The sequence below is a fragment of the Acinetobacter lwoffii genome, from assembly GCF_022809915.1.
GTDB lineage: Bacteria > Pseudomonadota > Gammaproteobacteria > Pseudomonadales > Moraxellaceae > Acinetobacter > Acinetobacter lwoffii_M.
This window is the reverse complement of record NZ_JALGQY010000014.1, coordinates 59463-78976: the sequence shown is the minus strand read 5'-3', so window position 1 is coordinate 78976 and position 19514 is coordinate 59463. Positions and strand designations below refer to the sequence as shown.

General features: G+C 42.7%; 17 protein-coding genes, 7 tRNA genes and 1 pseudogene. 17 read left to right on the top strand and 8 right to left on the bottom strand.

Annotation, left to right across the window (positions count from 1 at the left end):
* Positions 1–24: 24 nt before the first annotated feature.
* From MTX11_RS09225 to MTX11_RS09195, 7 genes are all read left to right on the top strand, one after another.
* Positions 25–109, top strand: a tRNA-Leu gene (locus MTX11_RS09225).
* A gap of 35 nt (positions 110–144) precedes the next feature.
* Positions 145–218, top strand: a tRNA-Trp gene (locus MTX11_RS09220).
* A 39-nt stretch (positions 219–257) separates the two neighbouring features.
* Positions 258–342: transfer RNA gene (locus tag MTX11_RS09215), tRNA-Leu, on the top strand.
* Between the two features lie 35 nt (positions 343–377).
* Positions 378–451, top strand: a tRNA-Trp gene (locus MTX11_RS09210).
* Positions 452–490: 39 nt separating this feature from the next.
* Positions 491–575 (top strand) — tRNA-Leu (locus tag MTX11_RS09205).
* A gap of 35 nt (positions 576–610) precedes the next feature.
* A tRNA-Trp gene (locus MTX11_RS09200) sits at positions 611–684 on the top strand.
* 39 nt (positions 685–723) lie between these two features.
* A tRNA-Leu gene (locus MTX11_RS09195) sits at positions 724–808 on the top strand.
* Positions 809–958: 150 nt separating this feature from the next.
* Here the strand turns inward: MTX11_RS09195 and MTX11_RS09190 are convergent.
* Complete coding sequence (locus tag MTX11_RS09190; protein ID WP_004280022.1) at positions 959–1162, bottom strand: hypothetical protein; 204 nt, start codon at positions 1160–1162, stop codon at positions 959–961.
* Between the two features lie 433 nt (positions 1163–1595).
* Between MTX11_RS09190 and MTX11_RS09185 the strand changes: the two genes are divergently transcribed.
* A complete protein-coding gene (locus MTX11_RS09185) occupies positions 1596–1868 on the top strand; it encodes a hypothetical protein (RefSeq protein ID WP_243474950.1) in 273 nt (90 codons plus the stop codon).
* Between the two features lie 240 nt (positions 1869–2108).
* Here the strand turns inward: MTX11_RS09185 and MTX11_RS09180 are convergent, their stop codons facing one another.
* The 3 genes from MTX11_RS09180 to MTX11_RS09170 all read right to left on the bottom strand — a co-directional run bounded on the left by MTX11_RS09180 (position 2109) and on the right by MTX11_RS09170 (position 4451).
* Complete coding sequence (locus tag MTX11_RS09180; RefSeq protein WP_243474949.1) at positions 2109–2510, bottom strand: YkvA family protein; 402 nt, start codon at positions 2508–2510, stop codon at positions 2109–2111.
* A 501-nt stretch (positions 2511–3011) separates the two neighbouring features.
* Complete coding sequence (gloB, locus tag MTX11_RS09175) at positions 3012–3746, bottom strand: hydroxyacylglutathione hydrolase (protein ID WP_243474948.1); 735 nt, start codon at positions 3744–3746, stop codon at positions 3012–3014.
* A gap of 117 nt (positions 3747–3863) precedes the next feature.
* Positions 3864–4451, bottom strand: a complete 588-nt coding sequence (locus MTX11_RS09170; protein ID WP_243474947.1) for a flavin reductase family protein — start codon at positions 4449–4451, stop codon at positions 3864–3866.
* Between the two features lie 119 nt (positions 4452–4570).
* Between MTX11_RS09170 and MTX11_RS09165 the strand changes: the two genes are divergently transcribed.
* Both MTX11_RS09165 and MTX11_RS09160 read left to right on the top strand, forming a co-directional pair.
* On the top strand, positions 4571–5392 hold the full coding sequence (locus MTX11_RS09165) for a PhzF family phenazine biosynthesis protein (protein WP_243474946.1): 822 nt from the start codon (positions 4571–4573) through the stop codon (positions 5390–5392).
* A 143-nt stretch (positions 5393–5535) separates the two neighbouring features.
* Positions 5536–8307 (top strand): M16 family metallopeptidase, encoded by a 2772-nt coding sequence (locus MTX11_RS09160; RefSeq protein WP_243474945.1) that lies wholly within the window; start codon positions 5536–5538, stop codon positions 8305–8307.
* 332 nt (positions 8308–8639) lie between these two features.
* Here MTX11_RS09160 and MTX11_RS09155 read toward each other — a convergent pair whose 3' ends face one another.
* Positions 8640–9704 carry an amidohydrolase family protein gene (locus tag MTX11_RS09155; RefSeq protein ID WP_195724868.1) on the bottom strand — a complete coding sequence of 355 codons (1065 nt, stop codon included), beginning with the start codon at positions 9702–9704 and terminating at the stop codon, positions 8640–8642.
* Positions 9705–9822: 118 nt separating this feature from the next.
* A complete protein-coding gene (locus tag MTX11_RS09150) occupies positions 9823–10224 on the bottom strand; it encodes a DUF3144 domain-containing protein (RefSeq protein WP_004280011.1) in 402 nt (133 codons plus the stop codon).
* A 111-nt stretch (positions 10225–10335) separates the two neighbouring features.
* Here MTX11_RS09150 and MTX11_RS09145 point away from each other — a divergent pair, with 111 nt between their 5' ends.
* Positions 10336–10968: a hypothetical protein gene (locus MTX11_RS09145; protein ID WP_004280010.1), complete on the top strand. Its 633-nt coding sequence runs from the start codon at positions 10336–10338 to the stop codon at positions 10966–10968.
* A 22-nt stretch (positions 10969–10990) separates the two neighbouring features.
* On the opposite strand, the gene MTX11_RS09140 is transcribed toward MTX11_RS09145, so the two are convergent.
* Complete coding sequence (locus MTX11_RS09140; RefSeq protein ID WP_071852229.1) at positions 10991–12445, bottom strand: CYTH and CHAD domain-containing protein; 1455 nt, start codon at positions 12443–12445, stop codon at positions 10991–10993.
* Positions 12446–12584: 139 nt separating this feature from the next.
* On the bottom strand, positions 12585–14042 hold the full coding sequence (locus MTX11_RS09135; protein WP_243474944.1) for a CYTH domain-containing protein: 1458 nt from the start codon (positions 14040–14042) through the stop codon (positions 12585–12587).
* A 329-nt stretch (positions 14043–14371) separates the two neighbouring features.
* Between MTX11_RS09135 and MTX11_RS09130 the strand changes: the two genes are divergently transcribed.
* The 6 genes and pseudogenes from MTX11_RS09130 (at position 14372) to MTX11_RS09105 (ending at position 19472) form a co-directional block, all read left to right on the top strand.
* Positions 14372–14755, top strand: a complete 384-nt coding sequence (locus MTX11_RS09130; protein WP_005104473.1) for an Mpo1-like protein — start codon at positions 14372–14374, stop codon at positions 14753–14755.
* A 780-nt stretch (positions 14756–15535) separates the two neighbouring features.
* A complete protein-coding gene (thiE, locus tag MTX11_RS09125) occupies positions 15536–16156 on the top strand; it encodes a thiamine phosphate synthase (RefSeq protein WP_243474943.1) in 621 nt (206 codons plus the stop codon).
* A 38-nt stretch (positions 16157–16194) separates the two neighbouring features.
* Positions 16195–17496: a glutamate-1-semialdehyde 2,1-aminomutase gene (hemL, locus tag MTX11_RS09120; RefSeq protein WP_243474942.1), complete on the top strand. Its 1302-nt coding sequence runs from the start codon at positions 16195–16197 to the stop codon at positions 17494–17496.
* Between the two features lie 127 nt (positions 17497–17623).
* A pseudogene (locus tag MTX11_RS09115) lies at positions 17624–17863 on the top strand (GlcG/HbpS family heme-binding protein); the annotation flags it as partial.
* 123 nt (positions 17864–17986) lie between these two features.
* Positions 17987–18694 (top strand): phosphopantetheine-binding protein, encoded by a 708-nt coding sequence (locus tag MTX11_RS09110; protein WP_243474941.1) that lies wholly within the window; start codon positions 17987–17989, stop codon positions 18692–18694.
* 133 nt (positions 18695–18827) lie between these two features.
* Entirely contained in the window at positions 18828–19472 is a 645-nt protein-coding gene (locus tag MTX11_RS09105; RefSeq protein ID WP_243474940.1) for an RluA family pseudouridine synthase, read from the top strand.
* Positions 19473–19514: the final 42 nt, after the last annotated feature.

The following is a 19514-nucleotide window of genomic DNA, read 5'->3' as shown; positions in this document are numbered from 1 at the left end:
ATCTCTATAATATACACAGCCATTGGGGACGTGGCGAAATTGGTAGACGCACTGGATTTAGGTTCCAGCGCCGCGAGGTGTGAGAGTTCGAGTCTCTCCGTCCCCACCAATCGATATTTGGGTAACTGGATATTGGGTGGAAGTAGAGGATTGGTGTAATGGTAGCATGACGGTCTCCAAAACCGTTCGTCAAGGTTCGAATCCTTGATCCTCTGCCAAAGTTTGAAAAAAATCCAACGCTAAGTTGGTACCCTGATGGGGACGTGGCGAAATTGGTAGACGCACTGGATTTAGGTTCCAGCGCCGCGAGGTGTGAGAGTTCGAGTCTCTCCGTCCCCACCAATCGATATTTGGGTAACTGGATATTGGGTGGAAGTAGAGGATTGGTGTAATGGTAGCATGACGGTCTCCAAAACCGTTCGTCAAGGTTCGAATCCTTGATCCTCTGCCAAAGTTTGAAAAAAATCCAACGCTAAGTTGGTACCCTGATGGGGACGTGGCGAAATTGGTAGACGCACTGGATTTAGGTTCCAGCGCCGCGAGGTGTGAGAGTTCGAGTCTCTCCGTCCCCACCAATCGATATTTGGGTAACTGGATATTGGGTGGAAGTAGAGGATTGGTGTAATGGTAGCATGACGGTCTCCAAAACCGTTCGTCAAGGTTCGAATCCTTGATCCTCTGCCAAAGTTTGAAAAAAATCCAACGCTAAGTTGGTACCCTGATGGGGACGTGGCGAAATTGGTAGACGCACTGGATTTAGGTTCCAGCGCCGCGAGGTGTGAGAGTTCGAGTCTCTCCGTCCCCACCATCATATTAAAGCAAGGCAGATGCCTTGCTTTTTTATTGCCTAAAATTTACTGAACAAAGAAAAGCCCATCGAAATGGGCTGAATAACTGGAGAATAGCGCTGTTAAATCAGTGGAAAGATTAATTTATTTTTCTGTTCTTAAAGAAGCAATCAGGCTTTTAAATGATCTTCAAATTCCTCGCCTAGTTGTAGTGCCAAGGCATTACCTGCCAGATCACAGGTCACCAGGCCATATTCTTTCTTGAAACTGAAACTGAAACCACGATCATCCGCCAGGGTGCGTACCGAATATCCTAATTTTTCTAACCATAGTCGAAATGCAATCAAATTTTTCGCTTTAACCACTTTTTTCACGAGATCACTCCTTCATCATTGTTAAATCTTAAATAAGGGTGAAAAATTATCTTTTAAAGGGCAAATGCCTTTATTTAAATTAATTTAAATGAATTTGTGTATATAGTGAACATCGGTTGATTAAGAAAAAATCAATTTAAACGTTAAGTAAATGATTTTTATCATATTGAATAGGTTGTAACTAAATATTAAGTTTTTATAAGCTATAAATTTGGATAATTAATTTTCTAATTCAATAGCTTATTAGTGAAACAGGTTATTTCCTAATTTTATCAATCGTATGAAATAGAAAATTTCAGATCTAGAATGAGAAAATTAAAATCCAATCGACTTATTTATTAAAAGAATACCGGCTGCTGGTTTTCTGATCTTCAGCTCGATTTGCATGCTTTGTACTGTCTGAAATGTAATTTTCAAACTGAATACCCGCACCATGACTGAATTAACCATTGAAGACTATGTGAATCAGCAAATTGAATTAATGCAGCAGCAGGGACTTGAGCCGGTTGCTGTGATGTTGGGACATGAAGACTGGTTGAGCTTTAGTATTCAGTCGAAAGTGGCCTATACGCCTTTCGGCAGTGCCCGTCGTTATCAGCCTGCTTTAGGTGGCTTGCTACTGGTACGTATTGATGAAATGCAGGCGGTGCGTGTCGTGACTCAAGGTGAACTGGATACTTATGCACAAAGTAACCAGATTCTTTAACATTGCTTCATGCGATACATACGTTGTCAGTTTTAGTGAATAGAATCCAAGAAACTAGTTACTGCTATCCTACATATCATCATTCGGGATCGACATGGCCAATGTCACTTTTAAAGTTGAACGACAGAACTAATGTCATGCTCTGAAAGCAGATATTTCATTTCTATTTTGGTTTAAAGTTTAATTTCGAATAATGCCCATTATATTAAATGGGTGCAAATGAGAGAGGGTATCTAAATCTCACTTGTCAAAAATAGGCAGTATAGACAGTGAATCGTTCATGAAGTACATGGTTAAATATCCTAATACTAGAAGCCATATCAGGATAATAATTCCTGCTGCCCAACGGTTTATAGGCCTTTCAACTAAGGTTTCTGCAAGAATTCTACAACCATCTATAATGTTTTGTGGGGTAAACTTGATAACTAATAAAATACCTAAAGGTACAATAATAATATCGTCTAAATACCCCAGTACGGGAATAAAATCTGGAATTAAATCAATTGGTGAGAAGGCATAAGCAGCAATAATTAAAGCTAAAAACTTTACAGAATTGGGCGTTCGCTTGTCTTTTGCAATAAGCCAAACAACCAAGATGTCTTTTTTAATTGATTTAGCCCATTGTTTGATTCTTTGATACATAGCAAATATTAAAAGAACTATAGAGATTTAATCATAAGAGAGTTTTCTTAAAACAATATAGATTTTTATTATCCTATTACGATTTTCTAAAATTAACATAATACGCGTTATACGAAATGCTATTTTTTATTTTATACAACTTATATGTTTAGCGTATAAGTGAAAGTCCAATTCAAGTAAATTGGGCTTTTTAAATAATTTATTAGGTTCCATGTTGATTATTTAAGCAGTGTTCCGTGATTTTATTTAATTTTAATAAACATCATCCTATTTTTTGTGAGTCATTATTTCATATGTTAGAACTGAAATTGGTTCCTAAAAAATAGGGGACGTGGTTGATTATAAGAAAGGAAAAATGGCACAGAAAAACATTTTTTAGATGGAGGTTCAACTTACTCCGACTTGTGTAAAAGTTGTACGTGCCTTTCAATGACATTCTATGCATCGCAAATGAAAAAAAAGTGAGTCGGCTGAAGATTGATCTTCAGCTTTGAATCCCGTTTAAAACTGATCTTTGAGAGTTCTTAAGCGCTGGAATTCTTCCACGCTTTCTGCACGTAGAAAAGGATTGGTTTGCAATTCATCTTCAATACTACTTGGCAGCGTGCACTGGCCTACCATACGCAAACGCTCAATCTGCTCGAAGCGTTCCAGAATCGCTGGATTGTCCGGTTCGACATGCTTGGCAAACTGTGCATTTGACAGAGTGTATTCATGAGTGCAATACACCTGCGTGCGCGGCGGCAAGGCGGCCAGACGGGACAGAGAATGATACATCTGTGAATAGGTGCCTTCAAAAACCCGGCCACAGCCCATGGCAAATAAGGTATCACCGCAGAACAGCACATCAATAGCATCAATAAAATACACAATATGGCCGAGGGTATGCCCGGGTACAGCAATCACCTGGATATCTATTCCATGAAAATTAAAATGTTCTTCATGCCCAAGCGGATGGGTGATAAACGGAATTTTGCTTAATTCTGCCCGTGGTCCATACACGGGCAAATTTTGCCCCTGAATTAAACCCGGCACACCGCCGATATGATCTTTATGCCAGTGAGTCAGCCAGATTTGACTTACAGTTAAACCGTGTTCGGCACAATAGTCTTGTACCAATTCTGCTTCGGTTGGATCAATCACAGCCACCTGATGCGACGCGGTATGTTCAAGCAACCAGATATAATTTTGCAGTGAATTCTGGACATCAATACAGTGAATTTTAAAAGGTATCATAACGCATCAGACCAAATGAGGATTATGGATAAAGTAGCATAATTTCGGATGCTCTGGTGCTGGTTGATATCATCTGATCATCCGCGATTACTTTCATTTATTCCAAATTTGAAAAATTTATAATTCCGGATCATCAATGCTCACCGCATTGCCGATGGTGTAAAAATACCCGCCGGCTACATGATGAATACTTTTCCACTCTTCATCCACCTCATGATAATGCCAGTGGCCGTCGCGGAAGACCCGATCATCGGCATATGCTGCAATCACCTTACCTATAAACAGGTCATGCATTTGCTGGTTATGCGGCTCAGAAATCAGCTCGCAGAGTATCCAGGCTGCACAACCTTGTACTACAGGAATATCAGCATCAGGAAAATGAAATAGTTCTACTCCGGATTGTGCCAGTTTGTCCGGCACATCATGCAAGCTCTGCGTACCCAGACGATAGACCATATTCAGTTGTTTAAATGTTGGAATTTGCAGCGCGAAATAACCTGAATTTTCAATAATATTTCGGGTTTTGGTGCTTTTATCCAGAACCACAGTCACTTTGGCGGGGCTAAATTCCAGTGCGCATGCCCAGGCTGCTGCCATGACATCTGTATCCTGCTGATCTTGAGCAGATACCAGTACAGTAGGGCCATGGGTAATCAGACGATAAGCTTTTTCTAAGGGAACACTTTGAATATGGAAGTTTGTCATGCAGCACCATTTGCTCTATTTATTTAATAGGCTAGATTAATGAGATGATTAACATATTCAAGTTCATTCTTGCAAAAAAGCTTTTAAACTAGAGATCGTTATATTCAGGAATTCAAAAAATGAAAATGTACCAGGTCGATGCGTTTACCACGGAACTGTTTAAAGGCAATCCCGCAGCCGTGATTGTACTGGAAGACTGGCTCGAAGATGGTCTGATGCAAAATATCGCCTTGGAAAATAATCTGTCTGAAACGGCTTTTGTTAAAGTTATCGATAGCGAGAATTATGCCATCCGCTGGTTTACGCCAATCAAGGAAGTGGATTTTTGTGGCCATGCGACATTGGCCAGCAGCTTTGTATTATTCAATCAGTTTGGTACGGGGAAAACGATTCATTTTCACGTAAAAGACTTAGGCATTTTTGTAGTCAGTCAGGATGCTGATGGCAAGATCAGAATGAATTTTCCAATCCGTCGTGCAGCGCCAGTTGCTGAATATCCTGAAGCTTTAAGACAGGCCTTGAGCAAACCGTTTAAACAGGTTTATCTGAATGCACAGGGCTATATTGTTGAATACGAATCGGTACAGGATGTGCTGGATGAAACGCCTGATTTTGAACTGTTAAAACAGTTGAATGGCAAGCGTACAGCCATTACTGCTCAGAATACCTATTTAGACGTCGCGATCACTTCACAAGATACCCAATACGATTGTATTTCACGTTATTTTGCACCGAGTAATGGAATCAATGAAGATCCGGTAACCGGTTCGATTCATACCGGAATTGCGCCGCTGTGGGCCGAGAAGCTCGGTAAAAATGAACTGGTCGCCTATCAGGCATCAGCACGTGGTGGGGTGCTGTATTGTGCCTTGCAAGATCAGGACCGAATTGAAATTTCCGGTTATGGAAAATTATATATGCAAGCTGAGATTTATCTTTAATTTTTTAATTACATAGAACTACATGTCGTCAGGTGAGGCGGCATGTTATTTTGATGGTCCGGCTTGGAATAGATTATTCAGAAAAAGAATCATTCTCTAAGAAGGGCGCGAATAAAAATTTATATTTATAATTTGGATGAAGAATGTTGCTACGTTATAAAAATTTAAGTCTGGCGATTGTATTGTCTGGCTGTAGTGCACTGAGTTTTGCACAACCTGTTTTGGTGAAAACGGAACAAAATGTTGAAGAATACCGACTGGATAATGGACTGCGCATTATCCTGGCACCGAATGATAAAGAAAATAAAGTTTTTATGAATACGGTCTATCTGACCGGCTCCCTGAATGATCCTCAAGGCAAGGGCGGTCTGGCGCATCTGCTGGAACATTTGGCCTTTAAAGGCACAGAAAATGTCAAAGGGGATGAATTCCAGCGTCGACTGGATCAATATACCTTGATGACCAATGCCAGTACCGACTATTACTCAACCAAATATACTAATGTGATCCGTCCTGAAAAAACTGCGCTGAGTGAAGTCATTTTTCTCGAAGCCGAACGCATGGACAAGCTGGTGCTTCAGGAAAAATATGTACCGACTGAAATTGATATTGTAAAACGCGAGCGTGAAATTCGTCTGGATCAGCCATTTTCAGTATTGATCGATCAGGTGTTTAAATCTGCTTATGGCAATCAGTATTTAGGCCGTTTGCCGATTGGTGACCTAAATGAGCTACAATCAATCAATATGCAGGAACTAAACCATTTTTACCGTCAATGGTATGCACCGAATAATGCCTTTGTGGTCATTTCGGGCAAATTTGATAAGGCCGAAGTCTTAAAACAGCTGGATACGCATTTCAGTCCGATTCAATCCCGAAATGTACCAGCACAAGTGAAAGTCCCAGCGCTTAAACCAGAGCAAATCAAACAGCGTGAATTTACAGTAAAGAAAGGCAGTGATCTGGCCAAGTTTAATCTTTATTTGAATCAATCCGAAGAAAGCATTAAAACGGCTTTGGCTGTTTCGCCAACGCTCTATACTTTGCAGCCAAGTGGACATCTCTATCAGAATATGGTGGAAACTGGGAAGTCAACAGCGGTGCAATCCAGTACCTGGCTGGATAAAGACTTTAATCTGGTGTTTATGGGAGCAATCTATGCTCCGAATCATCAGGCACAAGCGATAGAGCAGGGACTGATTCAAGGCGTAGAACAGAGTCAGCCATTTACCGAAGCAGAATTAAACCGGGCTAAAAATCTGACCCGAAATCAGGCCGACAATATTAAAAACAGTGCGACTGCTTTGGGTTCACGTTTAAGCGATTATGCAGTGGCGTATTCAGGTGACTGGAGCCAGTATTTTAAAGATCTGAATGCAATTCAAAGCCTGAGTGTGAATCAGGTCAATCAGGTCTATAAGAGTTTTTTAAAACCTGAATACCGTATTTCTGGCAATATTTTACCTACCCCGGAAGATCAGAAGAAAGCGCAGGAACTGGCACAGACAGAAGCACCGGCAAAAACTCTGGATCAGCAGGCTGAAGCAGAAGAGCCAATGAAAGATGTCAGTGTCTATCAGGCTGAAGTAAAGCAATATGTCCAGGAATCCAAACAGTATTTGTACAGTAAAGACAAACAGATTCAGCGTGGCAAGTTGAAAAATGGCATTAAATACGCGCTGTTTCCGACGACTACCCGCGATGACAAGGTCTATGCCACAATTTCACTGGATTTTGGTACCGCTCAAAGCCTGATGAATAAAGGCGAGATTCTGGACCTGACGGCTTATTTAATGTTGCGCTCTTCGGAAACTCAAAGCTTGCAGCAGATTGCCGATAAAATTATTGAAGTAGGCGGTTCGGCAACTGCCGGTGCATCCGGCAATGGCCTGACCTTGCAGATCAGCGCCAAAAAAGAAAAGTTTGAAGAGTTTTTTCAGTATGTGGTTGATGTGCTGAAAACGCCGGCATTTGAACAAAGTCAGTTTGATTTAATCAAGGGACAGACTTTATCCAGTCTGGATCGTCCTTATACTGAACCAGATACGGTGTCGAGCTTGACGATGGCCCGAACGATCGAGATCTATCAGCCTGGCGATCTGCGTTTCCATTTCGAGCCTGAACTGGCCAAAAAACAGTATCAGAAAGCGACTCGCGAACAGGTTATGGCACTGTATCAGCAGTTTTTAAAAACCCAGCATGCACAAATCGCGGTCACAGGTGAGTTTAATCCAAAATCGATGCAAAAAACGCTGAAAAACAGTTTCTCAGACTGGAAAGCTACACAGCCTTATGAGCGTCTGAAATCGGAATATCGAAGCTATCCAGCCCAGAAAATTCATGCGTTGTCTGAGCAGCGTGAATTCGGGAGTTATGAGGCATTCATGAGCATGCCGGTCGGCGCAGATCATGCCGATGCACCTGCATTACAGGTATTTCGATATATTCTGGGTGATTCACAGTTATCGTCACGACTGGCACAAGAGCTACGCGAGAAAAATGCACTAGTCTATGGTTTTAGTGCAGATGTGCAACTCGATGAATGGGCAGATGTGGGCGCCATGATGATTAGTGCCAATTATACGGCTGGAAAATCCGCACAGGTTTCTCAGGCAGTGCATAAGGTACTCAATGAACTGCTGACACGTGGCGTGACTGAACAGGAAGTCGAAGCGGCAAAAGCCAGTATCTTGAAACAGCGTTTAACTGCACTCGAAGATGATCGCCGTATTCACACTATGTTGATTCCACAGCTGGAAAAAGACCGTAATCTGGTTTACCGGGAAAAACGTGATCAGGCGATTGCTCAACTGAGCAAAGCCGATATTGATGCCATGATCAAAAAATACATCAAGCCGGACCAGCTGGTGGAAGTGATGGCTGATCAGTACGGTAAGCAAGTTAAAACATCATAGTGTTGATAAAAAATCCCCTCAAGTGAGGGGATTTTTGATTTTAGTTTTATGCTCTAGGTTGCTCTATGGCTAAAAATAATCCCTCCGATTATGCCCGCAAGGATAGATAGGGGCAGACTCCAAACAGATACAATAAGAAGAAAAATCAATATTCCACAGCCAATCAAAGCTGAAACGAAAGCAATATCTCGATCAAAAAAATGATGGATCACCATTTGATAATAATAAGACGTTATCCAGCTTGAAATAATAGTGAGTAAAATACATAGTCCTTTGCCTGAAGGCGTATTTAGACTGGAATCTGTTATCCAACTTAGCATGTCCTCATCTACTCAAAGTCGATAAAAACGTTTAGCATTTTCATAAAAAATCGACTTTAAGGCATTTTCATTGTAGTCCTGCACAATATCGCTAAAGGCATCAATAATGTTGGTGAGTGAGCTACTGACACTGTCCATTGGAAAGTTGGATGCAAACATCACGCGCCCAGAACCAAAACAGTCTAAAGTATGCTGGATCACGGGTGCGGCACGTTCCACTAATTCCTGTTTACTTGCCAGCCGTTTCTGCGTGTGAAAATCATGTCCCAAGACTGGCATAAACAGACCAGACATTTTGGTCGATACATTTTTGCATTCGGCCAGTTCTGCCAACTGATCTTTCCAGTCTGCAAATATCTGGGTGCGATCTTGTTCGGTCTTGCCTGTAGCTTTGCCCACTTTGCCAAATAAACCTGCGGGCGTACCCAGATGATCCAGCACAATAGGGGTGTTTGGAAAGGCTTTGGCCAGCGCAGTAACATCCGCAATCTGGGTAGAGTACACCCAGGCATCAAAGCTTAAATCTTGCCTGGCCAGTTCTTCAAAGCCCTTCAGGAAATCTGTGTTGCGATAGAGATGCGGTTCATCGGTCCAGGCATGAATCCCTTTATCTGGATGTACTGCAGCCATTTTACGGATGCCCCGAAACTTGGGAGAAGCTTCGCGATGCAATTGAATCAACTGTTTAAAATTTTTCTGCCGCGGATCCGCCGTGGCGACAATTCCACCCAATTGGATAGTGTGCTGATCAAAAGGAAGCCCAGCGATAAAACGGGTTTCATTTACCACACCCGTACCTTTATGGTCATGCCAGCTGGCTTCAACATGCACAATCTGCTCTATTTCATAATGTCCTGCATCTTTCTTGTAATTTGCAGGCAGATAAGGTGCAGTCAGGTGCTGTGTCAGGCCAATGGTCTCAATGACGTCTCTAGGTTTCAACAGTCGAACCATTCTGTCTAGTAATTTGGGATGATTGCCGAACAGCTTTACCGCTAGCGCTGCCGCATGTGGGGTATTGTACGGATCCCATTGGTGGATATGAGGGTCAATGATCGGGAAGGGAAGTTGCTGCATACTATGCCTTGTTTTCGTTTATTTATTATTCAATTTATATAGTGCTTAAATCACTTTAAAGTCAATATGATAAATGACAGCAAATAAAAAAAGCCCCGCGGGGCTTTTCGTATTTTAATCAATGATCATGCTTGTGATCATGGTTATGCTTGTTGGCATGAAACTCTTCATTGTGACGGAAACGTAAATAGTTTTCGAACTGTTCACAGTATTCATCATAGTTATCTTCCAGCATCATTTGAAATTGCTGCAAGATATAAGACATGACCTGATCTTTGGCATCGCGCATTTCATTCCCATCTTTAAAGTTATTCGCTGCCACCCAGGTATTGAAACGGGCAGTACCAAATAACATCGCCGCACTGACTTGACCGCGCTTATCGCTCGGTTTTTCCTGTGAGCCTTTTTCTACGCGACAAAACTCGTTGGCTTGTTGAATAAATTCATCAGCACGTTCAAAGAATGCCGCATTTAACGCTTCTTCTTCGGTTACATCGGTTGCTTCAATCTTTTGAACCATGAATTTGTTCCTAACACTAAAATCTCAATCGTTAATTATAGGCAAAGCCTTGCAGAAACTAAACCTTTGCCTTAATCTAAAAAATAGCCTAAGCATATAAAAGTGAATGCCATGCAGGATGCGATTGCAGTACAAAGCCTAAAAAGTGATATTGCCTTATTGCGCCAGAATATTTGGCCACCGGCAAATCTAGCCAATGTTGAAGGCTTACCGATTTATTATGGCAGCCAGTCACAGGTAGATGAATACTATAGCCAGTGGCTCGGGCTGATTGAAAGGGCACAGGATCTGTTTCAGCCTTTTATGGAAGATGAAATCTTGGATGCGATCCATCTGCCGAGTCATTTAAACTTGCCGCTGTTTTATTTTCATGTTGACCGGATTCGCATTAATAAAACCCGCGCCAAGGAATCCAAAACTTTTCGTGGGGTCGCCAGCCTGATCGAAAAATGCGGCCAGTTCGAACCCGAGCAGATTGCAGCCATGCGGCAGTGGCTTGATAGTGACGATACTGCAGCTTTGGTGGCACACCGTGAATTTGTGGATTTACGCACTTATGTGTTTCAGCATGGCCAGAGCGAATATACGCGCACCCGTTTTTATGTGAATGGGATTGTGCTGAGTGTTGAGCCACATTTTGAACTGGTCGATGCACGCGATAAGCCACGCAAGCAACGCAGCGACAGTTATAACGATCCTCTGGCAGACAATAATACCTGGAAAGTATTCGGCAAATATCGCTAGCACAGTTTGACGAAGCCCGGTCTTACCAGAAGGGCTTGGTATTTTCTGCAAACTGCTGTAAACGCTCTGCTGCTTCGTTCGACAAACGCTGCTGTTCCGCACTTATCCAGCCTAGCACAAACCAGGCCTTGGCCTGTTGTTTGACATAAGGTCTAAATAATTCGTCTGCTACAAATAGGTCATTATAATGCCCGAGACTTTCCTGCAAGGGTTTTAAGGCTTTTAGATAGGCTTTAACCTCTTTTTCAGGAAATAAGCTTTGCAAGAATTCTACGTTATAGCGTAAGCGTTTGACCCGTTTGCGTGTGCGATGCCGGGATTCAATATCCAGTTCTTGATAGTTCTCGGCATCCTGACAGATTTGCTGATGCAGCTTGCTCAGGCCTTTACACAAAATTTTATGCGAAGACTTGGCTTTACCCTCTGTATTTTCTTGGCTAAAGCTGAATAGTTGCAGCATTAATTCTACTGTGGCAGGACTTCTGAACAGCGCACTGATATCTGGTTGTTTTTGTCGGTGTGGTGGTAATTTCAGTAAGGGTGAACCTGCTTTTTCCAGTTGTGGAATCAGGCTTTCTGCCAGGGCATCGCGATCTCGGGTGGAACCCAGTTGCTGAAAAATATCCCGCAGCTGTTCCGGCCATTCTGGCTGTACATGTTCAGTCACGGACTGGAAAATTTTAAAAGCACTGCGCAAACGTCGAATCGCAACACGTGCCTGATGCACATGATCACTATTATAATTTTCGGCAGCAATCGCCGTCGCATTTGGGAAAAGATGAGCCAGACAGTTGGCGACAATTTTTTGTAAAATCGTACTGATCTGATCTTTCTGTTCAAGCACTAAGGGAAGCTGATGCTGAACTGGCAGACTCTCTTCATCATGTAATAAGGCATAACCGCGTTCCGATTTGCTCCGTGTATCCAGCCACAAAGCATAACGCTGAACCCAGGGCTGAATGAAATCAATCAATTCACTCAGCTGGCCGGATTTAAGCTCAAATTCGACTTCATAAATATCGATGGCTTGATCATTGTGTCGAATTTCTCCGACATCAAAGGCAATTTCAATCTTACTGTCCAGATGACTTTCTGTGAGTACATACCGTACGACATCTGTTTCAAATTGCAGAATAAGCGGTGTCTCCAGATCACCGAGCGCCTGTTTCAGGATTTTTTTGGCCGGTTTATGTTTGCGATATAACTGAAAATCACAATGTTCCGGAGGACTTTTTAATTCATGCTCAAGTTCAAAACGTTCAAATTGTTGTTCGGTCGCTGCTTTCAGGGTTTGAATCCATTGCTGGTCTTCCAGACGTTGCCGCAGGGCAATCTGATGTTGTTGTAATTGTTGCGCTTCAGTATCAAAGTAGCGTGCACACAGACGATGCCGAGTCGGCTGAAGTTTCTGGATGTCCTGTTCAAATTGCACACGAGACTGTGGCGGAATCTGGAATTTGAGTTCTATTTCTGCCATCGGGTTATTCCTCCGCGATGTTGGTTTTACAGATTAATATAGCCCAAAGATCAGCAGGGGTGTGATGTGCTTCTGCAACAAAAAGCACGCCATAGAAGGCGTGCTTTAAGTATTTCTCGTGATATTTATTTCAATATGTTTATTTCAGGAATTTACGGCTGACCAGGAACTGTTCGTTCGCTTCAAGCAGTTTCTGCGCATAGACTTCCTGCTTGGCGGTCAGCCAGCCCAGCACAAACCAGTCACTTGCTTCCAGCTCGGTCTGCTGAATATAAACTGCAGAAGAGGCCAAAGTTTGATATTCACTGGCTGCCAGTTGAGCATCGTTCAGCGCTTTGCTGTATTTCTGCAAATTTTTGACATCATAGATCGTGGTTAAAATCGGAAAGCTGAATTTGAGCTCCTGAATCCGGCCCGACAATTGATCCAGACTTTCAAAATCAGTGATATCGGTCTGGTTCATTTGTTCCTGCAAAGCTTTATATTGCTGTTGCAAGGTAGTTTGAGCAGCAGTTTTCAAGTCCAGCGAGGCATGCTCATTTTCATTTAAACTGAACATCAGTAATTCCAGATAATGATGCACATTCTGGGTAGATTTGACCAGATTACCGAGTTTCTCCTGCGCATACAGAATATCTTTGCTCAGGTTTTCTGCCGTGGTGGGATTTTGCAGGAAGCCGGCCAAGCTGTTTTGCATATGCTGTAAATGTTGCAAATGTTCAAATTGCTGCTTAAAGGCCGCTAGTTGATGTGCCCATTTGTCCGAAAGCTGTGGATGCCAGTCTTTGAAGAGCAGCAAGGTCAGATATAAGTGATCCAGTGCCAGTCGTGCCTGATCAATATGTTCCTGCTCTGCAACCTGAGCTGCAATCGCCGCGATATTCGGCAATAAATGCTGCATCTGCTGTGCAATCAGACTGTACATGGTTTTACTGGCGCTGTCTTTTTTGCTGATCTGAAATTCTTTGCTAAGGGTCGCAGGACTGACGCGCTGTGAAGTGGCCAATAGATTGCCTATTTCAGCCTTGCTGCGTACATCGAGCCAGAGCTGGTATTTCTTGACCCATTCAAAACTAAACGCCAGTAGATGTTGAATTGAACCATTTTTAAGCTCGAACTCGACTTCATGTACTTCTTGCTCGGCATCATGTGTGCGGATATGCCCAATATCCAGGCTGACTTCGATCTGGGTATCTTCATAGTCAATCACCCTTAACGTACGGGAAATATCGGTTTCAAACTGGAGTTGGAGCTGGTCGAACTGATTGCCGAGCGCATTGCTGAGAATTGCCCCGGCTTCTGGAAATTTTTTATAAATATCTAAATCCAGTTCAGGAGATGCAGTTAATTTCCCTAGATCATGATTATGTTCAAAGCGTTCGATATGGCTTTTTCCGGCCGCTTTTAGTGTTTGCACCCAACGTGTACCTTCCAGACGCTGACGCAGTGCCACCCCATGCCGGGCCAGTTGACGGTCGATAGTATCATAATATTTGGCTTGAAGCTGGATCTGTTGAGACTTTTTCGGATCAAGTGCCTTGAGCAGCGCAGTGCGTCGTGACACAGGAATTTGGAACTTGAGTTCAACTTCAACCATGATGATCATCCTATCTGTTCAGTGCAATTAAGTACTGAATCTTCACTTGAATAAGGTTTTAAAATGAGGCGGACAGCAGCCGCAATTATATTTTTAGATTTGTGCGCAGCAGATTGTAACCAAAATCAAAATGCATGTAAGACTTGACTGAGCATAAAAAGCTTAAACAGAAGTTTGAAACTTAGATTTCATCGGTTCATTTTAGGCTAAAACGATCGGATTCAGGCCTTCACGGGGATGTGCAAGATGCATTGAAGCGCGCATCAAAAGGCTGTTATTTGGCTAAAATATACGCTAAGGTAAAACAAAAAACGTCAGGATGATGACAGATGAATGTACAAGTACAACCAGAAAGTAAGAATGAGGTGATGGTTCAGCCCCAGATGCCGATTAAGAACTATCATGAATTTTATCGCTTCTATTTGACTGAGCATCGGCATATTATTAGCCGCCGTCTGCACGTGGCCGGCAGTAGCATCGGTTTATACTGTTTTGCCAAAGCCATTCGTCAAGGCAAGCCGCGATATTTTGCATATGGTTTACTCTCGGGCTATGCCTGTGCCTGGGTCGGTCATTTTATCTTTGAGCGCAATAAACCAGCCAGCTTCAAACAGCCTGTATATAGCTTTATCTCGGACTGGCGCATGTTTGCCGATGTCCTGCGTGGTAATATCAGTCTGATCGACCTTAAATACGATAAAATTTCCAGTTAAGCCAGAATGACTTTTATCGGAATGTGCCCACTTAAAGCATGAAATTTCGATAAAAGCCTTGCAAGTCTAGAATTATTATTCTAATAATTATGGTATTGCAGATTAGGTTTTTTGATCAACCATTATATTTTAATTAATACATCAGTTTTCCAAGCCTGGAGCGACCTTCTCCGGGCTTTTTTTATGCCTGTTTGCTACCAATAAATGTTCAAGATTTTGCTCATGCTATTGTGTAAATATTCATAGAAGAATTCATGTGGATTTGTGCTGAAAGTAAAAGATCCTTTCTGGCTTTGAAATGTTTCCCCACAAACGAATGACTCAAAACCAGAAAGGATCGGGTATTACAAACACAGGTATTTATTTTTCTGTTTATTTTCTGTGTCTAAGGCTATTTAAGACGCTTCGCGCCGATTGGGCTATCCCTGAAAATGGGTATTTCTAATATTAATTAATTTGAGTACGCTTGAGCCAGGCGAAAAAAAGACAAAAAAATCGCTCTTAGAATTTTGCAACTTCTCCACCAAGTTATCTGCAAAATCCTAAAAGCGTTTGTCGGAGGGCGTAAGCATTAACACGTTATAATTATTGTTATAAGGCGATTAAAACGCAGATTTGAAAGTCCGTATATCCCTGAAAATGGTGATATTTGAGATTTAATTGACAAATTGCGCTAAAAAACTGCAAATCTGTTGCTGCCCAGTCTTAGAAACAGCAAGATGGCGGCAATTAAACCGAGTTATGCCTATAATAGAGCCATCCTAGCAAGTGGCGAGCAAGATGCGCGGTTTATATTTAATTACCAATGATGATCCATTAGAGCTTTTATTAGCGAAGTTGGAAGGTGCAATGGCCAATGGTGGTGTTGCGGTCTTGCAATATCGCCGTAAAAAAGTGGCGAAAGAAGATCAAATTTACGAAATCGAGTATATAAAAGCCATGTGTGCTGAATATGGCGTACCTTTCGTAATTAATGATGATCTGGAAATGGCGGTTAAATACGGCGTGGGTGTGCATTTAGGCCAGGATGATGGTTCGATTGTCGACGCTGTTGTGCATTTGCCTAAAGGCGTGTTGATTGGCCGCAGCTGTAATAACTCCCTTGAGCTGGCTAAACAGGCCATTGCCGATGGTGCGAATTATGTGGCATTTGGCGCAATTTATGCGACTGATAGTAAACCTGAAGCGGGTAATATTGGTCTTGAAACCTTAAAACTGGCCAAAGAAAAATTGAACGTGCCTCTCTGTGCCATTGGTGGTTTAACGGTTGAAAATTCCAAGGATGTCATTGAGTCAGGTGCGGATTATTGCGCGGTGATTAGTGATATATTGGGACTTCCTATGAATGCCATTCCTGAACGTTTAGATGAATGGTCTGCGCTTTTTCAAGCTACAGCATAAAATTTTTTGATTGATTTAATTTTGAGTCGAGTGCCTTCATGAGCTTATCTCCAAAGCAAGAACAATTGTTCAAACAAGCCAATAAACATATCCCGGGTGGCGTCAACTCACCTGTACGCGCATTTAATGGTGTCGGTGGGACGCCGGTCTTTATCGAAAAAGCCCAAGGTGCGTATCTGTATGATGTCGATGGTAAGCGTTATGTGGACTATGTAGGTTCATGGGGGCCGATGATTCTGGGCCATGCACATCCGGCGATTATTAAAGCCGTTCAGGATGCTGCGGTCGATGGTTTGAGTTTTGGTGCGCCCACAGTTCATGAAACCACGCTTGCAGATATTATTTGCGAGATCATGCCTTCAATCGAATTGGTGCGTATGACCAACTCGGGTACAGAAGCAACCATGACCGCGATTCGTCTAGCGCGTGGTTATACCGGCCGTGACAAAATTGTAAAATTTGAAGGCTGTTACCACGGTCACTCGGATTCATTATTGGTAAAAGCAGGTTCTGGTTTATTGACCAGTGGAGAAGGGGAAGCGACGTCTGCAGGCGTGCCAGCAGATTTTGCTAAACATACGCTGACACTTCCATATAACGACATCGCGACTTTAAAAGAATGCTTTGCCAAATTCGGTTCAGAAATTGCCGGCGTGATTGTTGAGCCAGTCGCAGGCAACATGAACCTGGTGAAACCGATTGACGGTTTCCTGCAAGCAATTCGTGATGTCTGTAATGAGCATGGTTCAGTGTTTATCATTGATGAAGTAATGACCGGTTTCCGTGTCGGTCTTGGCGGTGCGCAAGCGCATTATGGTGTAACTCCGGATTTAACCACTTTAGGTAAAATCATCGGTGCAGGCTTACCAGTCGGTGCATTCGGTGGTAAACGTGAAGTGATGGAATGTATCGCACCATTGGGTAAGGTGTATCAAGCAGGTACGCTATCAGGTAATCCGCTGGCAATGCGTGCAGGTATCGAGATGTTTAAACATCTACGTGCTGAAGGTTTCTATGAGAAATTGTCTGCGCAACTTGAGAAACTGCTGGTTGGCTTGCAAACTGCTGCAGATGAAGCAGGCATTCCGTTCAAAACGCAACAAGTGGGTGGCATGTTCGGTCTGTACTTTACCGATCAAGAAGACATCACCAGCTTCGACTCTATGCTGAAATGTGATGTCGATGCTTTCCGTAAATTCTTCCATGGCATGTTAAATCGTGGCGTAAACCTTGCACCATCTGCTTTTGAAGCCGGCTTTATTTCAGCTGCGCATAGTGATGAAGATATTGCTTACACGATTCGAGCGGCTAAAGAAACTTTTGCTGAGATGAAAGGATAATTCGACCTCTCCCTGACCCTCTCCTAAAAGGAGAGGGAATATAAGCCCGAGTGATCGGGCTTATTTCATTCTTTGGATTAGACATCATAAGATTTGAAATTGATTAATTAAAGGATGAGATAGATCAATGAAAACCAAACATTATTTGACTTTAAGCGATGCGGAATTTTTATTAGATCAAGCCCATCAATATGCCATTCAGAACAGTTTTAATGTCAGTATTGCTGTGGTGGATGAAACGGGTCATTTGCTTGCGATGAAGCGTATGGATGGCGCAGCACCGATGACTGCAAATCTGGCCGTCGAAAAAGCCCAATGTTCTGCAATGAGTCGCCGTCCATCCAAGTTGTTTGAAGATATTATTAAAAGTTTAGAGGGGCTGGTTGTCCATTATTTTGTCTAGGATCAGTGTAGAGGTTAGAACTTACCATTTTTCTAGATCTACGCTAGCATAGGTATATATTCGCATAGATTAGAAAAATCCTCTCCCATGCTGTACCCCATCCCTAAAAAAATCCAACTTGCTCCATCCCAAGCCAAATGGCAGCTTGCATCAAATGAATCTGTTTTGGTTTTAGTGGGATTACAAAATTTAAGGATGATGGTAGGCATACAAGAAAGCGACCTAATGAGTCATCTGATCCAGATCAGCAATAAAGCCAAAGCACTCGATATTCCGATTGTTGACTTATATGGTGATGACCTGATGCAAGGCATGCAGCAATTGGGAGAATATGCCTCAATGCATCCGCAACTGATTTTTGCCGGGCAGGTTACACCGATGCTGAAACAGATTTTGCCGCATCTGATGAGTGTGACGGATCAAATCGGTGTGGTCGATGATGTGATTTTATTGGCGAATCAAGATCAGCATATTCAATGGATCGAAAATATTTCAGCACAGGGGATACATCACTTAAATACCTATAGCCTGACTCGCTTATGGGATTTAAGCGCGCCGTCAGAATATGTATTGTCCACCAAAGGCATTATGTTGGCTGTCGCAGAACAGCTGGATATGGATGCTCTGGAAATTGATCCCTATGTCGATTTAAAAAATTATGGTCTGGATTCGGTAGCGATGGTGAGTCTGGTCGGTATATGGCGTGCGCATGGCGCGAATGTACTTTATGAAGATGTGCTACAGCATCCGTCTTTGCATGAATTGGCAAGCTTCATTTTACAATCCTCAGGTTGATGCGCTTCGATTGAGCATTTTTATGCGCTAAATCGGAAATTTCATCGTCATTTACATAAATGCGCATTGTAATTATTGGCTAAGCTTTCTATCATTGCCGCCTTGTTTTTCGCGATCAGCCTGGGATTGAACTTTGAGTAATTTTCTAACCGAACATCTGATACATCGTGATGATGATTTCATGGTCATCCACAAACCTGCAGGTTTACTCACAGTTCCCGGTAAAACAGAAGACTTACAAGATTGCCTGATCAACCGTCTGGTCAAACTAGAACCCAAAACTTTACTGATTCATCGACTGGATCGTGATACATCCGGCATTTTGGCCTTTGGTCTGAGCAAATGGGGACAAAAAACCATTTCCCGTCAGTTTCAGGAGCGCCAGACCGATAAAACCTATCAGGCTGTGGTTGCCGGTACACTCGAAGGTGAAGGTACTATTGAAGTGCCAGTCGTGTATGATCCAAGCCGTCCCCCCTTACATATCGCAGATCCCGCACATAATAAGCCGGCCATCACGCATTGGCAGGCGATTGAACATTTTAATATTCAGGGACAGCCTGTGACCCGGGTGAAACTGATCCCAATTACCGGCCGTTCACATCAGCTACGGGTGCATATGCAATATCTCGGACATCCGATTATTGGCGATACCTTATATGCGACACCCGAACAGCAACAGCTCAGCTCACGTCTATGTTTACACGCGGAACGTTTGAGTTTTTGTCATCCTCAAACAGAGCAGCTGGTCGAATTTTATTGTCCAGCGCCGTTCTAGGAAATACTTCTTTAATCGGCGTGAATTATGCTCACTTTTTAG

What these genes read in the sequence shown, in the direction of transcription:
- MTX11_RS09185 (WP_243474950.1), top strand. Translation starts at nt 1,596, where the DNA reads ATGACTGAATTAACCATTGAAGACTATGTGAATCAGCAAATTGAATTA.
- MTX11_RS09180 (WP_243474949.1), bottom strand. Translation starts at nt 2,510, where the DNA reads ATGTATCAAAGAATCAAACAATGGGCTAAATCAATTAAAAAAGACATC.
- gloB (WP_243474948.1), bottom strand. Translation starts at nt 3,746, where the DNA reads ATGATACCTTTTAAAATTCACTGTATTGATGTCCAGAATTCACTGCAA.
- MTX11_RS09170 (WP_243474947.1), bottom strand. Translation starts at nt 4,451, where the DNA reads ATGACAAACTTCCATATTCAAAGTGTTCCCTTAGAAAAAGCTTATCGT.
- MTX11_RS09165 (WP_243474946.1), top strand. Translation starts at nt 4,571, where the DNA reads ATGAAAATGTACCAGGTCGATGCGTTTACCACGGAACTGTTTAAAGGC.
- MTX11_RS09160 (WP_243474945.1), top strand. Translation starts at nt 5,536, where the DNA reads ATGTTGCTACGTTATAAAAATTTAAGTCTGGCGATTGTATTGTCTGGC.
- MTX11_RS09155 (WP_195724868.1), bottom strand. Translation starts at nt 9,704, where the DNA reads ATGCAGCAACTTCCCTTCCCGATCATTGACCCTCATATCCACCAATGG.
- MTX11_RS09150 (WP_004280011.1), bottom strand. Translation starts at nt 10,224, where the DNA reads ATGGTTCAAAAGATTGAAGCAACCGATGTAACCGAAGAAGAAGCGTTA.
- MTX11_RS09145 (WP_004280010.1), top strand. Translation starts at nt 10,336, where the DNA reads ATGCAGGATGCGATTGCAGTACAAAGCCTAAAAAGTGATATTGCCTTA.
- MTX11_RS09140 (WP_071852229.1), bottom strand. Translation starts at nt 12,445, where the DNA reads ATGGCAGAAATAGAACTCAAATTCCAGATTCCGCCACAGTCTCGTGTG.
- MTX11_RS09135 (WP_243474944.1), bottom strand. Translation starts at nt 14,042, where the DNA reads ATGGTTGAAGTTGAACTCAAGTTCCAAATTCCTGTGTCACGACGCACT.
- MTX11_RS09130 (WP_005104473.1), top strand. Translation starts at nt 14,372, where the DNA reads ATGAATGTACAAGTACAACCAGAAAGTAAGAATGAGGTGATGGTTCAG.
- thiE (WP_243474943.1), top strand. Translation starts at nt 15,536, where the DNA reads ATGCGCGGTTTATATTTAATTACCAATGATGATCCATTAGAGCTTTTA.
- hemL (WP_243474942.1), top strand. Translation starts at nt 16,195, where the DNA reads ATGAGCTTATCTCCAAAGCAAGAACAATTGTTCAAACAAGCCAATAAA.
- MTX11_RS09110 (WP_243474941.1), top strand. Translation starts at nt 17,987, where the DNA reads ATGCTGTACCCCATCCCTAAAAAAATCCAACTTGCTCCATCCCAAGCC.